Raw genomic sequence first — 12292 nt, 5'->3', positions numbered from 1 at the left:
TTGCTGATCTTGATCGTATCGGATAAAATTGAACGTCACGGGTGAATCCTTACGCTGTACAGGATTTTCTGCTAGATAAGGTCTACGTCATGTGAGTTCTCTGCCGATATTTCTTGGACAGGCTCATCATCGGGATCAATTCAGGTCGACAGTCAGTTGCAGACAGGCAGGATGCGATAGAACTCGAACTCGGGCCAAACCGGTGTGCTGCCGAGGTAGCAACCGACTAACTATTGCTCGCCAACCGGGCCACCCTCGATTGCACGGAGCGTGAGATATGTGATCAACGCAAGGAACACGAACGGAACGACGTGAAGCGCCGTCATCATGAGTATCTCGAACCGATCGTAGCCCCACGGTGCGAATATCAGAAACAGCACTGAAAAGAAAGCGATGATTCCGAGGGGGATCAGGTTGACAACGATGTCTAATATCGTCTCTCGCGTAAAAACCGTCGACATAGCTCTCCGTTCGCTCGTCGACCACAAAAGCGAATCTGCGAAATACTGGCCCGATAGTTAGTTCTCGAGGCCGAGCCAGTCGACCGAACAGTGATCGGCAAGCAGTGCGGCAGCCCGGTCGTACGGCGAGTCGACCGATTTCGACGCGTTGGGCCGCCATCGACCGGACGCAGCATACACACTATTTATAAACGCATCTCGAACGGTCTCGGTTTCGAACAGCCCGTGGAGATAACAGCCGACCACGTCGCCGCGGCGGGCCCCGAGCGCGGCTGTCGACTCCCCATTGTGGCCGAACGGCATCTCGACCGATCCGGTCGACTCGGTGGTTCCCATGTGAATCTCGTAGCCCGCGACGGGGCCCGAAGCACCTGCCAGCGGGCCCACACCGTCGAGATCAAGCGTCGTCTCGACCACCCGTTTGTCCTCGCTAAACGTCGTCTCGACCGGCAGTAATCCGATCCCTGAAAGCGTCGACACCCCGTCTGGAAGCTCGGTGCCTTCGATATCGGCGTTATAAATGCGCTCACCGAGTATCTGATACCCGCCGCAGAGGCCGAGTATTGGGCCCTCGAATACGTTCAGCCGCTGGTCAAAACCCGCCTCCTGGATCGCCAGCAGATCGTCGACGGTGTTTTTCGTACCGGGAATCACGACCGCGTCGACACCGGCCAGTTCGGCCTCGAGCGGCAGATAGGCGACTCGAACGCCCGGCTCGGCGGCCAGCGGTTCGAGATCGGTAACGTTTGAGGCCCGCGGGAGCCGCGGGACCGCAATCGTGACCGTCTGGGAGGCATCGACGCCGTCATCGTCGCCGAAGACCGCACGGTCGTCAGTCGACGGTAGTGCGAGACTGTCCTCCTCCGGAAGGCCGGGGTCGTCGTAGGGCAGGACGCCGAGGACGTCGACGCCGGTCCGTTCCTCGAACTCTCGGAGTCCGGAATCGAGCAACGACCGGTCGCCGCGGAATTTGGTGATAATCACACCCTGGACCTGCTCGCGGAGGTCGTCGGGCATCAGTTCGAGCGTCCCCACGAGCGAGGCGAACACGCCACCGCGTTCGATGTCGGCGATCAGGACGATTTCGGCGTCGGCGAATCTGGCAGTTTCGACGTTAGCCAGATCTCGATGCTGGAGGTTGATTTCGGCAATTGAGCCCGCACCCTCGGCGACGATCACCTCGTGGTCGGCGGCGAGTCGACTGTGGGCCGCTTCGGCGGCGTCGCGAGCGTCGTGCCAGTGGTCGTCGTAGTAGCTTCCGGCCGCAAAGTGGCCGACCGCCCGGCCGTCGACGATCAGTTGGGACTGACCACTGCCCCGAGGTTTGAGCAGGACGGGGTTCTGGTCGGTTGTCGGCGGAATACGGGCTGCCCGGGCCTGGACGTACTGCGAAACCCCGATTTCGCCGTACGGCCCACCGCTCTCGTCTGCCGTTTTGATTGCTGGTGCGCGGGGAACCACCCGAGCGTTGTTGCTCATGTTCTGGGCTTTAAAGGGAGCGACCGAAACCCCACGGTCAGCCAGCAGTCGACAGAAGCCGGCGGTGACGGTGCTCTTGCCGACGTGGGAGGCGGTGCCAGCGACGAGGATCGTCCGAGCCATCCTCAGTACTCAGTCCCACGACGGGCGCGCTGGCCCGCGTCGATCGGGTGTTTTTCCTTGCCGATCCGGGTGACGAGATCGGCGTGGTCGTACAGATACTCAGGTTTCGTATGGCTGCCCGTGACCACGAGTTCGAGATGCGGGGGTTTGGTGTCGACGAGTTCGATCACCGCATCGGGATCGACGAGTTCGCGGTCGGCCGCATAGAGGAGTTCATCCAGGATCAGCATATGGACGCCGTCTTCGGGTGGGGCATCGAGATCGAACGGGGCCGAGAGATCGGCGTCGGCTGCGGCCGCGACGAGTTCTTTGGCGCGTTCGAATCCGGCTTCGGCATCGTTCGCATGGTCGGTTTCGTCGCTGCCATCGGCCATCCCGTGCCAGCCGTAGTGGCCGGTATTCTCGTAGGTAAAGCCGGGCATGGCGGCGACGGCGTTGTACTCGCCGCGAACGTCGTCGACGCTGTCCGCACCACCCTTCATGAACTGAAGCATATGAACCCGAAAGCCGTGGCCTGCGGCGCGAAAGCCCATCCCCATCGCCGCGGTTGTTTTGCCTTTGCCATCGCCCCAAAACAGTTGGACGAGGCCGAACTCCTCGGGAACGCTGGGTTTGATTGGTCTGGCCTCCGGGCTGACGCCTTTGCCGGGTGTACGACGGTGGTGGGGCTCGTCGTCGCCTGCGTCTGTATCAGTCATTAGTATGTGGTACTGAGTTCCGAGGCTATGTTGGTTGTGTTACCAAAGTCGAAAGCCACAGGAGGGCCGCTCCTAACATCTGAGTATGACACGCCAAGCCGACCAGACACGGGCCGTGAGCGTCGTCGTCGACGCCAGTCCCGAGGGCGTCCAGAAGTACACCGCCCGCGTGGCCTGCGATGGGGGCGAAATCGAATCGGTCGAACCGGGCGCACTCGAACGCTTTTTCGAACTCGTCGAAGGCGGCGAAGGGTCGCGGTTCGTCCGAGCGAGAGCGGTCGACATGACCGGCGAAGCCCGCCACATCAAGGAGCCAACAACCCTCTTTACCGTTCGATTCGCCGAGCCGGTCGATCTGTCTGCGATCCGGCTCAACTTCGAGACGATCCTGGACCACGCAGGCGAGACGGTCCCAACCGAGTCGCTCCGGTTCGACGCCATCGCCTAACCCACCGCATCGAACACCTTTTGAGACGCCGAGCGAAAAGCGGGGTATGAAGCTACTCGTCGTCGGTGCCGGGGAGATGGGTCGGTGGGTCGCCGACACCGTCGACGCGGCAGTCGCCTTTACCGATGCCGACTCCGCGGTCGCCGCCGATGCCGCCGCCGCTCGCGCGGCCCGCCGCGTCCCGACGACCACCGACGAATCGTTCGATGCGGTCTGTTTGGCGGTCCCGATGTCGGCGGTCGACAAGGCGGTCGAGCAGTACGCGCCGCTCGCCACCGAAGCCATCTTCGACGTCTCGGGCGTGATGGCTGGCCCGCTCACTGCGATGGAGGCCACCGCCTCTGACCTCGAACGGGCGAGTTTTCACCCGCTGTTTGCCCCGCCGCGGGTTCCCGGCAACGTCGCGGTTGTCACCGCCAACGATGGTCCACACCTCCAGGAGATCCGCCAGAAGATGACCGCGGCCGGAAACACGGTCTTCGAGACGACCCCCGAAGAACACGACGCGGCGATGGAGACCGTCCAGGCCAGCGCCCACACCGCCGTGTTGGCCTATGCACTCGCGGCCGACTCGGTCCGCGAGGAGTTCGCCACGCCTGTTTCGGCCCAGCTCGAAGATGTGGCCAGAACCGTCACCGAGGGCGATCCCGGCGTCTACGCCGAGATCCAGTCGACCTTTTCCGGGGCTGAGGCGGTCGCCGAGGCAGCCCGGGAGATCGCCGATGCCGACGACGCACAGTTCGCCAGCCTTTATCAATCCGCCAAGAGCGCGCTGAGCGTCGACGGCCGGGAGCGCCACCAGTGATCGACCGCGAGGCGGTCCGCTCGAACGCGAAATACCTCCGGCGGGTCCGACCAATCGACCCCGAAGAGATCTGTGAGTACATCGACGGCCAACCTCACCCCGCAGTGGTCAGACAAACTCTCCGCGAGGAGGCGTTCGATCTCGGACTCGTCGAGCGCGAGGACGGAACGTTCGTCCCCGTCGACGACGAGCCGGTCGACTACCGACAATGGGAACCCGAGGCGTTTCCCGAACGCTACAGTTTCGCGCTCGAAGACCAGTTGGTGGGACGCTACGGTGCAAACTGGCACCGCGGTGAGTCCGGCCGCGAACTTAGGGACAGCATAACCGGATTAAAAGAGGACTACTTCGCCGGAAGCGAGGTCGAGTACGACGAAACCGCCGCACTCGGGTACGGAATCTACCACCTACCGGATTACTACGCCGCAATCGGCTACGTCGTCGAGACGCTCGCCGAGCGGGGGCGCCTTGATCGAACCCTACGCGTACTCGATGTCGGGGCCGGATCGGGCGGTCCGGCGCTCGGGTTTCACGACTATCTGTTCGGCGACGATCAGTCGACCGAGACCGCGTTCGACCCCACCGCCGCGCTGGTCGACTACCAGGCCGTCGAGCCGAGCGCCTCCGCGGACGTGCTCGAAGCCATGCTCGGTGAAACCTCGCGCAACTTCCGACAGACGATCCACCGGTCGACCATCGAGGCGTATCTGGCCGACGAAGCCAGCGACGCCGAGCCGTTCGATCTAATCTGTTTCGGCAACGTCCTCAACGAACTCGACGATCCTATCGCGGTCGTCGACGCCTCGCTCGACTTGCTGGCCGACGACGGGACGATCCTCGCGCTCGAACCTGCGGATCTCGAAACCGCCACCGGGCTTCGGGAGATCGAACGCGCGGTCGCCCCGCCCAATGGAGAAGTAACGATCTACGTGCCGACCCTCCGGCTCTGGGAAGGCCAAACCCCGGCCGACCGCGGCTGGTCGTTCGACGTGCGCGAGGATCTCGAAGTGCCAGCGTTTCAGCGCCGCCTCGACGAGGGCCAATCGACCAACGAGCGTGACACCGACCCCGGCGCGTTCATCAACGTCGACGTGCAGTTCGCTTACAGCCTGTTGCGGACCGACGGCGAACGCCGGTATCCGTTCCGCGCCAGCCGCAAGCGTCACGCGCCGATGTCGACGATGGGCGACCACGTCACCGAGCGCATCAATCTCCTCGCCGTGAAACTCAGCCACGACCTGAGCGAGAGCGACAACCCCCTGTTTTTGATCGGCGACGGCAGCCAGCAGGTCGACCACTACGCCGTGCTCACGCGCGAGTCCGGGCTCAATCGCGACCTGGCGGCGGCTCCCTACGGGGCGATTTTGGGGTTCGAGAACGTGCTGGTGCTCTGGAACGACGACGAGGAGGCGTACAACCTGGTCGTCGACGCAGAGACGGTGGTCGACGCAGTAGCGGGCATCCCACGATAGGACGTCCGCAGCTTCTTAGCCCGCTGAGATCCTATGGAGCGTATGTCCACAGCGAAAGCAACGTTCGGCGGCGGCTGTTTCTGGTGTATCGAAGCGCCTTTTAAAGAACTGGCGGGCGTCGACGATGTTACCTCCGGCTACGCTGGCGGCGAGACCGAGAATCCGACCTACCGAGAAGTGTGTTCGGGCTCAACAGGCCACGCCGAGGTCGTCCAAATCGAGTACGATCCCGAGGTGATCGACTACGTCGACCTCCTGGAAGTCCTGTTTACGGTCCACGATCCGACCCAACGTAACCGACAGGGGCCGGACGTCGGCACGCAGTACCGGTCGATTATCCTCACTCACGACGACGCCCAGCGCAAGCAGGCCGAGGCGTTTATCGAGGAACTGGAGGCTGAGGGCGTCTACGACGATGCGATCGTTACCGAGGTCGAGCCGCTCGAAACGTTCTACGAGGCCGAGGCCAAACATCAGGACTTCTACGAGCGCAACCCGACTCAGGCCTACTGCTCGTTCCACATCCCGCCTAAACTCGATAAGGTCCGCGAGAAGTTCGACGATCGACTCAAAGAACAGCCCGTCCACTGAACTGCCCCGTCGACTACCGATTGTCGAACCCTGGGTGGATGGTGCCAGCGGCCATTGTGAGATTTGAAGCTGCCTGCCGATCGTGACAGGCGGTAATATTATATATTTATTATACAAATCAGCGTGAATATGGATGTTGCAGGATATGTGTCAGCGGGCGGAGTCGTGCTTCTGCTGTTGTCACCGTACTTTCTGTACGTGGGAGTCAAAGAACGACGGCTCCAACGCCTCGTTTCCGGTCAGTCGACCGTTCCTGTCGCCGATGTCGACCCCAGTGTCGACCGTGTCGAACTCCACGGAACGGCGGCTCCCGACGGTGCTCCGGTGACCGCACCGGTGACCGGCGAGCAGTGTGCGATAGCGGTCTGGAGCGTCGAAGAGTGGGATGAACGCGGTGAGGACGCCACCGGCTTCTGGCGGGAGATCGCCCGCGGTGTCGAGTCGACGGGGCTGTTGCTGCGCGACGAGACCGGCACCGCACGGATCGATATCGAGGCGGCGAATGAAACCGCCGGAGACTGGTGGACGACGGCCGATCTCTACGACCGCGATGGGCTGTCCATGGGGAACATCCTCTTCGAGTTCACCGACTACGAGACTGTCGCCGAGGTCGAGCGTGACGAGGAGTCACCGGCTGAGATCCGGCGACTCCACGACACCGTCGACGGACTCAAGGACGCCGAGGACTCGTGGCTGGCCGTCGACGATTGGGACGACGACCACGGTAATCGGCGGTACTACCAGCAGACGATCTTGACCGACGACGACCTTCACGTCGTTGGGTCGCCCACCGACACGCCGGGAGTCGACATCGATGTGGGAATCGAAGCGATCGGGGACGATCCGCTCGTCGTCTCCGACATGGACGAGGCCAGACTTACCGAACGGTTGGCGGGGTCAGCACGAGCAAACTTCAAATTTGCTGCGGGCAGTGTTGTGCTGAGTGTGGTCCTGTTTGGACTTCACACGGTCGTCTGGGGCGCTCCATTCACGTAATTACTCCCTGAAATCAGCTAGTCGGCCGTCGACGCCACCTGTCGACCGGCCGCGGCGAGCCGCCAGACGGCCGGAAACGCGACGAGCGCGATACCGATCTCCAAACTACCAACGACGAGAAACACAGTGAGGTAGTCGGCAGCCGAGCCGATGCCGCCGCCAATAAAAAATCCACTCAAAAAGCCGAGGCTGCCGAAGACGTTGAAGCCGCCCATGGCTACCCCGCGCTCGTCGGCGTCGACCAGATCGGTCACGAGCGCCATCGTTGCCGGGGCGACGAAGGCCCCCGCGATTCCAACGAGGACCATCGATCCCATGGCAAGTTCGACCGTCGGCGCGAGGCCGACCGCGATGATCGTCAGCCCGTAGCCGATCGAGCCGACGACCACCGGGACGAACCGGCCGATCCGGTCCGACAGCAATCCCAGTGGGTACTGCAGGAGCGCGAAGGGGAGGAAAAACAGCGCCAGCGCGATTCCGACACCCGCGGCGTCAAGGCCGAACACATCACCGAAGTAGAAGACGCCGACGAGCGAGAAGAAGCCAGCCGTCAGTCGATCGATGAAGCCGAAGGCGTAGGGAACGCTGAGGGCGGGGTGGGATCTGAGGGTGTCGACGGCGGCCCCGAGTCCACGGTCGGCGTCGGTCGACGTCGAGGAATCGGCTTCGCTGGCGATCCGATCGGGAACAGTGGCCGCCAGCAAACCCGCTCCGGCCAGCATTGCCGCGCCAGCATACACCGGCCCGAAGGGGTCGACGGCCGACAACTGCCCCCCGGCGACTGAGCCCAGTGCCGCGCCAAGACCGATGGCGATTCCCGCCGCGCCCATGTTGCGGCCGTTGCCGCCCGCGAGATCCATCAGCATCGTGATCGCCAGCGAGAACGCGCCGATGGTGAACGCACCGCCGACCACCCGAACGACGAGCGCGCCGCCGAAGCCGACGCCGACTGCGGGCAACACCGTCAACACGAGGTAGCTGGCCGCGCCGCCCATCGCTCCGGCGACGACCAGCGGCGAGCGTCGACCCAACGCGTCGCTGGCTGCGCCCCAGACGACGGCGAAGGCGACGAAGGCGGCGACCTCGGCGACGAGAAACCACATCCCGGCGCGGATCTCCCCCGGTGCGCCGAGGGCGACGATCAGCCCGTCGAGGCCGGGATACAACAGGACCTGCGAGACGAGTACGGCCCAGACGACGACCGCGAGGCGGCTGCGAGCGCTGCCGAACTGCCGAACCATTCCTTATTGGAGGCTCACGGTCGGCGTACTGAAAAAGGCAGTCTCATACCCCTCGTGGCGGGCAACCTGTGGCGGGGTCGTGACCTCGACAGCGACTGTCTCGTCACCTGATAGATCTGGAGCCGACACACCGTAGTGGAAGCCGAGTTCGGGGTCGATCGTAGTCGAAAGCGACTCCGCGAAGTCGGCGTCGTCGACCTCCACGTCGAGACCCATATCCGGGATTACGAGGTCGTTGTACCGCGTCGCTGCAGTGACCGCGAGGTAGGGATCGTCACCGAATCGGTCCTCAGTTAGCAGGCTCGCCCGGTAGCGGATGTCTTCTTCGAGCGCCTCGCCAATCGACTCGCCGCCCAACTCGCGGGCCATGCCCATCGACATCCCATCCATATCCATCCCGTCCATCTCCATTGGCTCGACCGCACCAGCCTCGCCCGCGTTGTCGTACTCCTCGAAATCGAGGTTGTTGCGGCCTTCTTCGCTGTATTCGAACTCAATCTCGACCGTCTGGGCGTCGTCGAATCGGTCCGCAAAGTCGCCGTAGCGCTCGCTCGAGACGCTGCCTACAGTCACTGCGGCGGTGTACTCGCCGTCGCCGTCGAGATGGTAGTTGTCGCCGTAGTGAAAGCCCATGCGCTGCGAAAGCATGGAGTAGATCGTCTCGAGTTGGTCGACGTCGTTGCCGCCCGTCACGGCAATGTCGACGCTGGAGACGGGGAGGACGACCCCCGTTTCGTCGTCCCAGACGTTCGCCATCAGGTGGACCGCGTCGTTTTCCCCGACCTCGGTGATGCGCGATTCGTAGCCATCGCCGTCGTCACGGCGGAAAACTTGCCAGAAGCGGTGGGGAAAGGTATACATCAGGTGGACGTGTCGGCCGTCGTCCGTTACCCCCATGCCCGCAGTCTCCATCTGTTCGGTGTGGGTCGGCCAGTAGATCGCGTCGGGTCGGTCCTCGACGAGTGGAGGTTCGCGGCCGTAGCTCGTGTCGGCGGCCGATTCGAACGCGTCGACACAGCCCGCTGCCGATGCCGTGATGCCCGCCGCCGTCGCCGCGAGAAACCGCCGTCTGTTCATACGATTTCCTAGGTACTTCGACAGGATACCGTTTCTGGTTCGATCGTCGAATCCGACGGCGAGACCCACAACCTTGGCCGATCAGAATCCATTTGCACGCTGGACGCCTAGGTGGGACATGGACCTTCCGGGACCCGACGCCTCACGTCGACGCTTTTTAAAGGCGGCCCTCGCTGTCGGCGGCGCATCGGCGCTGTCGGCCTGCGTCGACCGGTTCGGTGACGAGCCGATTCCACCGGGGACCGACGACCCCGCCTCGCGTCCCGACCGGCAGTTCGCGTGGAACGACCACCTCCCGCGGGACGACGGCGGCAACGTCACCCTGCCCGAACAGCACCTGTTTCTGTACCTCGCGTACGACGGCGAGAGTGGGGCCGACGGCACGCCGACCGCGGCCGATCGCGAGACCTTGGAGGCCGCTCTGCAAACTATCGAGCGCGCCTTCGAGTGGAGCAACGAGGGCGTGGTGTTCGACCTCGGTTACTCGCCCGCCTACTTCGATCGCTTCGACGAGTCGCTGCCTGACTCCGTCGACCTCCCGCCGCCGCGGCGGCTGTCGCCGGTCGACACACCCACGCTTGACGAACAGGACGCCCTGCTGCATCTCGCCTCGGATCGCTCGGACGCCCTCATGGAGATCGAAGAAACCCTGTTCGGGGATGGGGAGTCGCTCAATGGCGTCGACATCGAGGGACGACTCGGCGACGTGTTCGCGGTCGACGACCGGCGGACGGGGTTCATCGGACCGGGGCTGCCCGCCGAGAATCAGGGCGTCGGCGGGATTCCGGAAGACGGTCCCGTCCCCGAGGACGCACCCCTGTTCATGGGATTCAAGGCCGGATTCGAGCAAAACCAGGCCACCGAGGACTATGTGACGATCGGTGAGGGGCCCTTTACTGGCGGGTCGACCAAACACGTCGCCCGCATCCGCCAGCAACTCGGCAAGTGGTACGGCGAAAACAGCCACAACGACATGGTGAGCAAGCTGTTCAGCCCGCGGCTCGCCGAGTCGGGTTCGGTCGAGGGTGTCGGCGAGAATCTGGGCGACGACAGCGGCATCACCGAGGAGATCTACGAGGCGATCGACGAGACCGCTGACGAGTTCAGCCTCGTCGGGCACGCTGAAAAGGCCGCCCGAGCGAATCGAGATGATGACGGAAACGTCCGGACGCTACGTCGACACGTGGAATCGACCGACAACGACAACGCCAGCCTGCACTTTCCGTCCTACCAGCAGGGAATCGGCGAGTTCGAGGCGGTCCAGGAGGCGATGAACGGCGAGGATCTGGTCAGCGAGCATCCGTCGATCCAGCCGCGGGTGAAAAACGGGATCTTCCGCTACATCTTCGTCGAGAATCGGGGCAACTTCCTCGTGCCGCCGCGATCGCTGCGGGCGTTTCCGACGCCGAGCGGTACGGCCTAGCGTCTCACGTGTCGACTACAGGCTCTCGTCGATGGCGCTGCTCACGTTCTCGTAGTTCGCCGAATCGTCTATGAGTTCGCCGTCGACGAACACCGCGGGCGTGCCGGGGACTTCCCGGTCTTCGCCTTCGGTCTGGTCGGCATCTAGGACCGCATCGTAGGTGCCGTTGCTGGCGTCGCTGAGCACGTCACAGGGGTCGGCGTCGACCTCCTCGGCCAGGTCACCGATCTGTTGCCACGAGTAGTCCGACTGGTTCTCGTAGGCGCTTCGGGCGAACTCGAAGAACGCCTCGTCACCGAGTTCCTCCTGAATGCTTCTGGCCGCGTTGGCCATCGGTTCGTTCCAGTCGCTGTCGACGACGATGAAATCGAACCGGCGGAACCGAACCTCGTCGCCTGCGTACTCCTCTTCGATATCGACGAGGTCCCCGGTGGCGAAATCCGCGCAGTGCGGGCAGGCGAAGTCCTCGAAAATGTCGACCGTGAGGCCCGCGTCGTCGCTTCCCATCGTCGGGTGGGGCAACTCGTCTACGGGATCGGACTCCGAGAGCTCACAGCTGTGGGAGGTGTCGGCGGCTCCCGACGCGCCACCGCCACTGCCGCCGCTGCTGCCGAGACAGCCAGCCAGTCCCATTCCAGCCGCGATCGCGCCTGTGGCCGCCAGATACCGCCGCCGTGTGTGTTCCATACGATAGTCTGGATGCGAGGATATATGGCCGTTTTCCTCTCCGGTGACGAGCAACGACAGGACTATGTGGTATGTCGACAAATAACAGTGTATGCCGACAGTCACGTTTCGCGGCCGGGAGATCAAGTGTACAGAGGGCGAAACGCTTCGAAATGTGCTCCAGCGGGCCGGACTCTCGCCGCACAATGGCAAGACGAAGACGTTCAACTGCAAGGGGCTCGCCTCCTGTGGAACCTGTGCGGTCGCTGTCGACGGCGAGGTCAGCGACGTAGGGATTCGGGAGAAGGCGCGGCTGTTGACGCCGCCGCACCACCCGAACTACGACCTGCGGCTGTCGTGCCAGACCAAGGTGTTGGGCGATGTCGAGGTCGAGAAGTATCCGGGCGCATGGGGCACCAAGATCGCCAAGGGGCCGCTACCGCCGGTCGACGAAGACGAAGAGGTCGACTCGAAGACGAGCGAGGTGGCCGCCGACTGAGCAGCGAGCGTCGACTGACGGTTCAGCTTTCACACAGACTATCTTTCCTCAAGGCGAGAATCCCGGCGTTTACAGTAGTTGCCGAATCAAATTCTGCTCCGCGTAAACTGAGCTGTTGCGTTCAAAACACACGATATCGCAGTAGATTACGCTGTGACGAATTCACTCAGAGAGCGAGGGAACGCCGCGTGAGTGGTCTGCGCTATGTTTGAATCTACGGAGCGCGTATAGGCGCTAATGAAGGCTTCTCGTCGGACCAAGTTGGTGAAACATCTGTCGGAAAAAGAGCTTGATGACGCGATCAATGAAGCAC

Annotated in this window: 13 protein-coding genes; 7 read left to right on the top strand and 6 right to left on the bottom strand. The window is 63.2% G+C overall.

The genetic code is table 11. The features are described from left to right. Window positions 1-230: 230 nt before the first annotated feature. From O2S87_RS16505 to O2S87_RS16495, 3 genes are read right to left on the bottom strand one after another with little or no spacing between them, the layout of a single operon-like run. Window positions 231-461, bottom strand: coding sequence for a DUF6684 family protein (locus O2S87_RS16505; protein ID WP_475409864.1), 231 nt, complete (start codon window positions 459-461; stop codon window positions 231-233). Between the two features lie 57 nt (window positions 462-518). Beyond that, window positions 519-2063, bottom strand: coding sequence for a cobyric acid synthase (locus O2S87_RS16500; protein ID WP_475409863.1), 1545 nt, complete (start codon window positions 2061-2063; stop codon window positions 519-521). A gap of 2 nt (window positions 2064-2065) precedes the next feature. Continuing rightward, complete coding sequence (locus tag O2S87_RS16495) at window positions 2066-2761, bottom strand: cob(I)yrinic acid a,c-diamide adenosyltransferase (RefSeq protein ID WP_475409862.1); 696 nt, start codon at window positions 2759-2761, stop codon at window positions 2066-2068. A gap of 85 nt (window positions 2762-2846) precedes the next feature. Between O2S87_RS16495 and O2S87_RS16490 the strand changes: the two genes are divergently transcribed. The 5 genes from O2S87_RS16490 to O2S87_RS16470 all read left to right on the top strand — a co-directional run bounded on the left by O2S87_RS16490 (window position 2847) and on the right by O2S87_RS16470 (window position 7073). Further along, a complete protein-coding gene (locus O2S87_RS16490) occupies window positions 2847-3209 on the top strand; it encodes a hypothetical protein (RefSeq protein ID WP_475409861.1) in 363 nt (120 codons plus the stop codon). Between the two features lie 46 nt (window positions 3210-3255). Beyond that, a complete protein-coding gene (locus O2S87_RS16485) occupies window positions 3256-4014 on the top strand; it encodes a prephenate dehydrogenase (RefSeq protein ID WP_475409860.1) in 759 nt (252 codons plus the stop codon). Then, window positions 4011-5486: a small ribosomal subunit Rsm22 family protein gene (locus O2S87_RS16480; protein WP_475409859.1), complete on the top strand. Its 1476-nt coding sequence runs from the start codon at window positions 4011-4013 to the stop codon at window positions 5484-5486. Before O2S87_RS16485 ends, O2S87_RS16480 begins: the two co-directional genes overlap by 4 nt. Window positions 5487-5528: 42 nt before the next feature. Continuing rightward, the gene (gene msrA, locus O2S87_RS16475) at window positions 5529-6077 is read left to right on the top strand and encodes a peptide-methionine (S)-S-oxide reductase MsrA (RefSeq protein WP_475409858.1); all 549 of its coding nucleotides are present in this window, start codon (window positions 5529-5531) and stop codon (window positions 6075-6077) included. A gap of 129 nt (window positions 6078-6206) precedes the next feature. After that, window positions 6207-7073, top strand: a complete 867-nt coding sequence (locus O2S87_RS16470) for a hypothetical protein (RefSeq protein WP_475409857.1) — start codon at window positions 6207-6209, stop codon at window positions 7071-7073. A 17-nt stretch (window positions 7074-7090) separates the two neighbouring features. On the opposite strand, the gene O2S87_RS16465 is transcribed toward O2S87_RS16470, so the two are convergent. Further along, window positions 7091-8314, bottom strand: a complete 1224-nt coding sequence (locus O2S87_RS16465) for an MFS transporter (RefSeq protein ID WP_475409856.1) — start codon at window positions 8312-8314, stop codon at window positions 7091-7093. A 3-nt stretch (window positions 8315-8317) separates the two neighbouring features. Continuing rightward, on the bottom strand, window positions 8318-9391 hold the full coding sequence (locus O2S87_RS16460; protein ID WP_475409855.1) for a DUF7350 domain-containing protein: 1074 nt from the start codon (window positions 9389-9391) through the stop codon (window positions 8318-8320). Between the two features lie 118 nt (window positions 9392-9509). On the opposite strand from O2S87_RS16460, the gene O2S87_RS16455 reads away from it, so the two are divergent. Further along, on the top strand, window positions 9510-10814 hold the full coding sequence (locus O2S87_RS16455) for a DUF7405 family protein (RefSeq protein ID WP_475409854.1): 1305 nt from the start codon (window positions 9510-9512) through the stop codon (window positions 10812-10814). Between the two features lie 15 nt (window positions 10815-10829). Here O2S87_RS16455 and O2S87_RS16450 read toward each other — a convergent pair whose 3' ends face one another. Continuing rightward, window positions 10830-11501 carry a DsbA family protein gene (locus O2S87_RS16450; protein ID WP_475409853.1) on the bottom strand — a complete coding sequence of 224 codons (672 nt, stop codon included), beginning with the start codon at window positions 11499-11501 and terminating at the stop codon, window positions 10830-10832. A 91-nt stretch (window positions 11502-11592) separates the two neighbouring features. On the opposite strand from O2S87_RS16450, the gene O2S87_RS16445 reads away from it, so the two are divergent. Beyond that, window positions 11593-11979 (top strand): 2Fe-2S iron-sulfur cluster-binding protein, encoded by a 387-nt coding sequence (locus O2S87_RS16445; RefSeq protein ID WP_475409852.1) that lies wholly within the window; start codon window positions 11593-11595, stop codon window positions 11977-11979. Window positions 11980-12292: the final 313 nt, after the last annotated feature.

It is taken from the genome of Halohasta sp. A2 (assembly GCF_056175805.1).
This window is presented reverse-complemented; position numbering and strand designations above follow the sequence as displayed.

Bases quoted from the DNA above. Each gene is read 5' to 3' on its own strand.
- O2S87_RS16470 (WP_475409857.1), top strand. From the start codon at position 6,207: ATGGATGTTGCAGGATATGTGTCAGCGGGCGGAGTCGTGCTTCTGCTG.
- O2S87_RS16450 (WP_475409853.1), bottom strand. From the start codon at position 11,501: ATGGAACACACACGGCGGCGGTATCTGGCGGCCACAGGCGCGATCGCG.
- O2S87_RS16485 (WP_475409860.1), top strand. From the start codon at position 3,256: ATGAAGCTACTCGTCGTCGGTGCCGGGGAGATGGGTCGGTGGGTCGCC.
- O2S87_RS16445 (WP_475409852.1), top strand. From the start codon at position 11,593: ATGCCGACAGTCACGTTTCGCGGCCGGGAGATCAAGTGTACAGAGGGC.
- O2S87_RS16495 (WP_475409862.1), bottom strand. From the start codon at position 2,761: ATGACTGATACAGACGCAGGCGACGACGAGCCCCACCACCGTCGTACA.
- O2S87_RS16460 (WP_475409855.1), bottom strand. From the start codon at position 9,391: ATGAACAGACGGCGGTTTCTCGCGGCGACGGCGGCGGGCATCACGGCA.
- O2S87_RS16490 (WP_475409861.1), top strand. From the start codon at position 2,847: ATGACACGCCAAGCCGACCAGACACGGGCCGTGAGCGTCGTCGTCGAC.
- O2S87_RS16465 (WP_475409856.1), bottom strand. From the start codon at position 8,314: ATGGTTCGGCAGTTCGGCAGCGCTCGCAGCCGCCTCGCGGTCGTCGTC.
- msrA (WP_475409858.1), top strand. From the start codon at position 5,529: ATGTCCACAGCGAAAGCAACGTTCGGCGGCGGCTGTTTCTGGTGTATC.
- O2S87_RS16505 (WP_475409864.1), bottom strand. From the start codon at position 461: ATGTCGACGGTTTTTACGCGAGAGACGATATTAGACATCGTTGTCAAC.
- O2S87_RS16500 (WP_475409863.1), bottom strand. From the start codon at position 2,063: ATGGCTCGGACGATCCTCGTCGCTGGCACCGCCTCCCACGTCGGCAAG.
- O2S87_RS16455 (WP_475409854.1), top strand. From the start codon at position 9,510: ATGGACCTTCCGGGACCCGACGCCTCACGTCGACGCTTTTTAAAGGCG.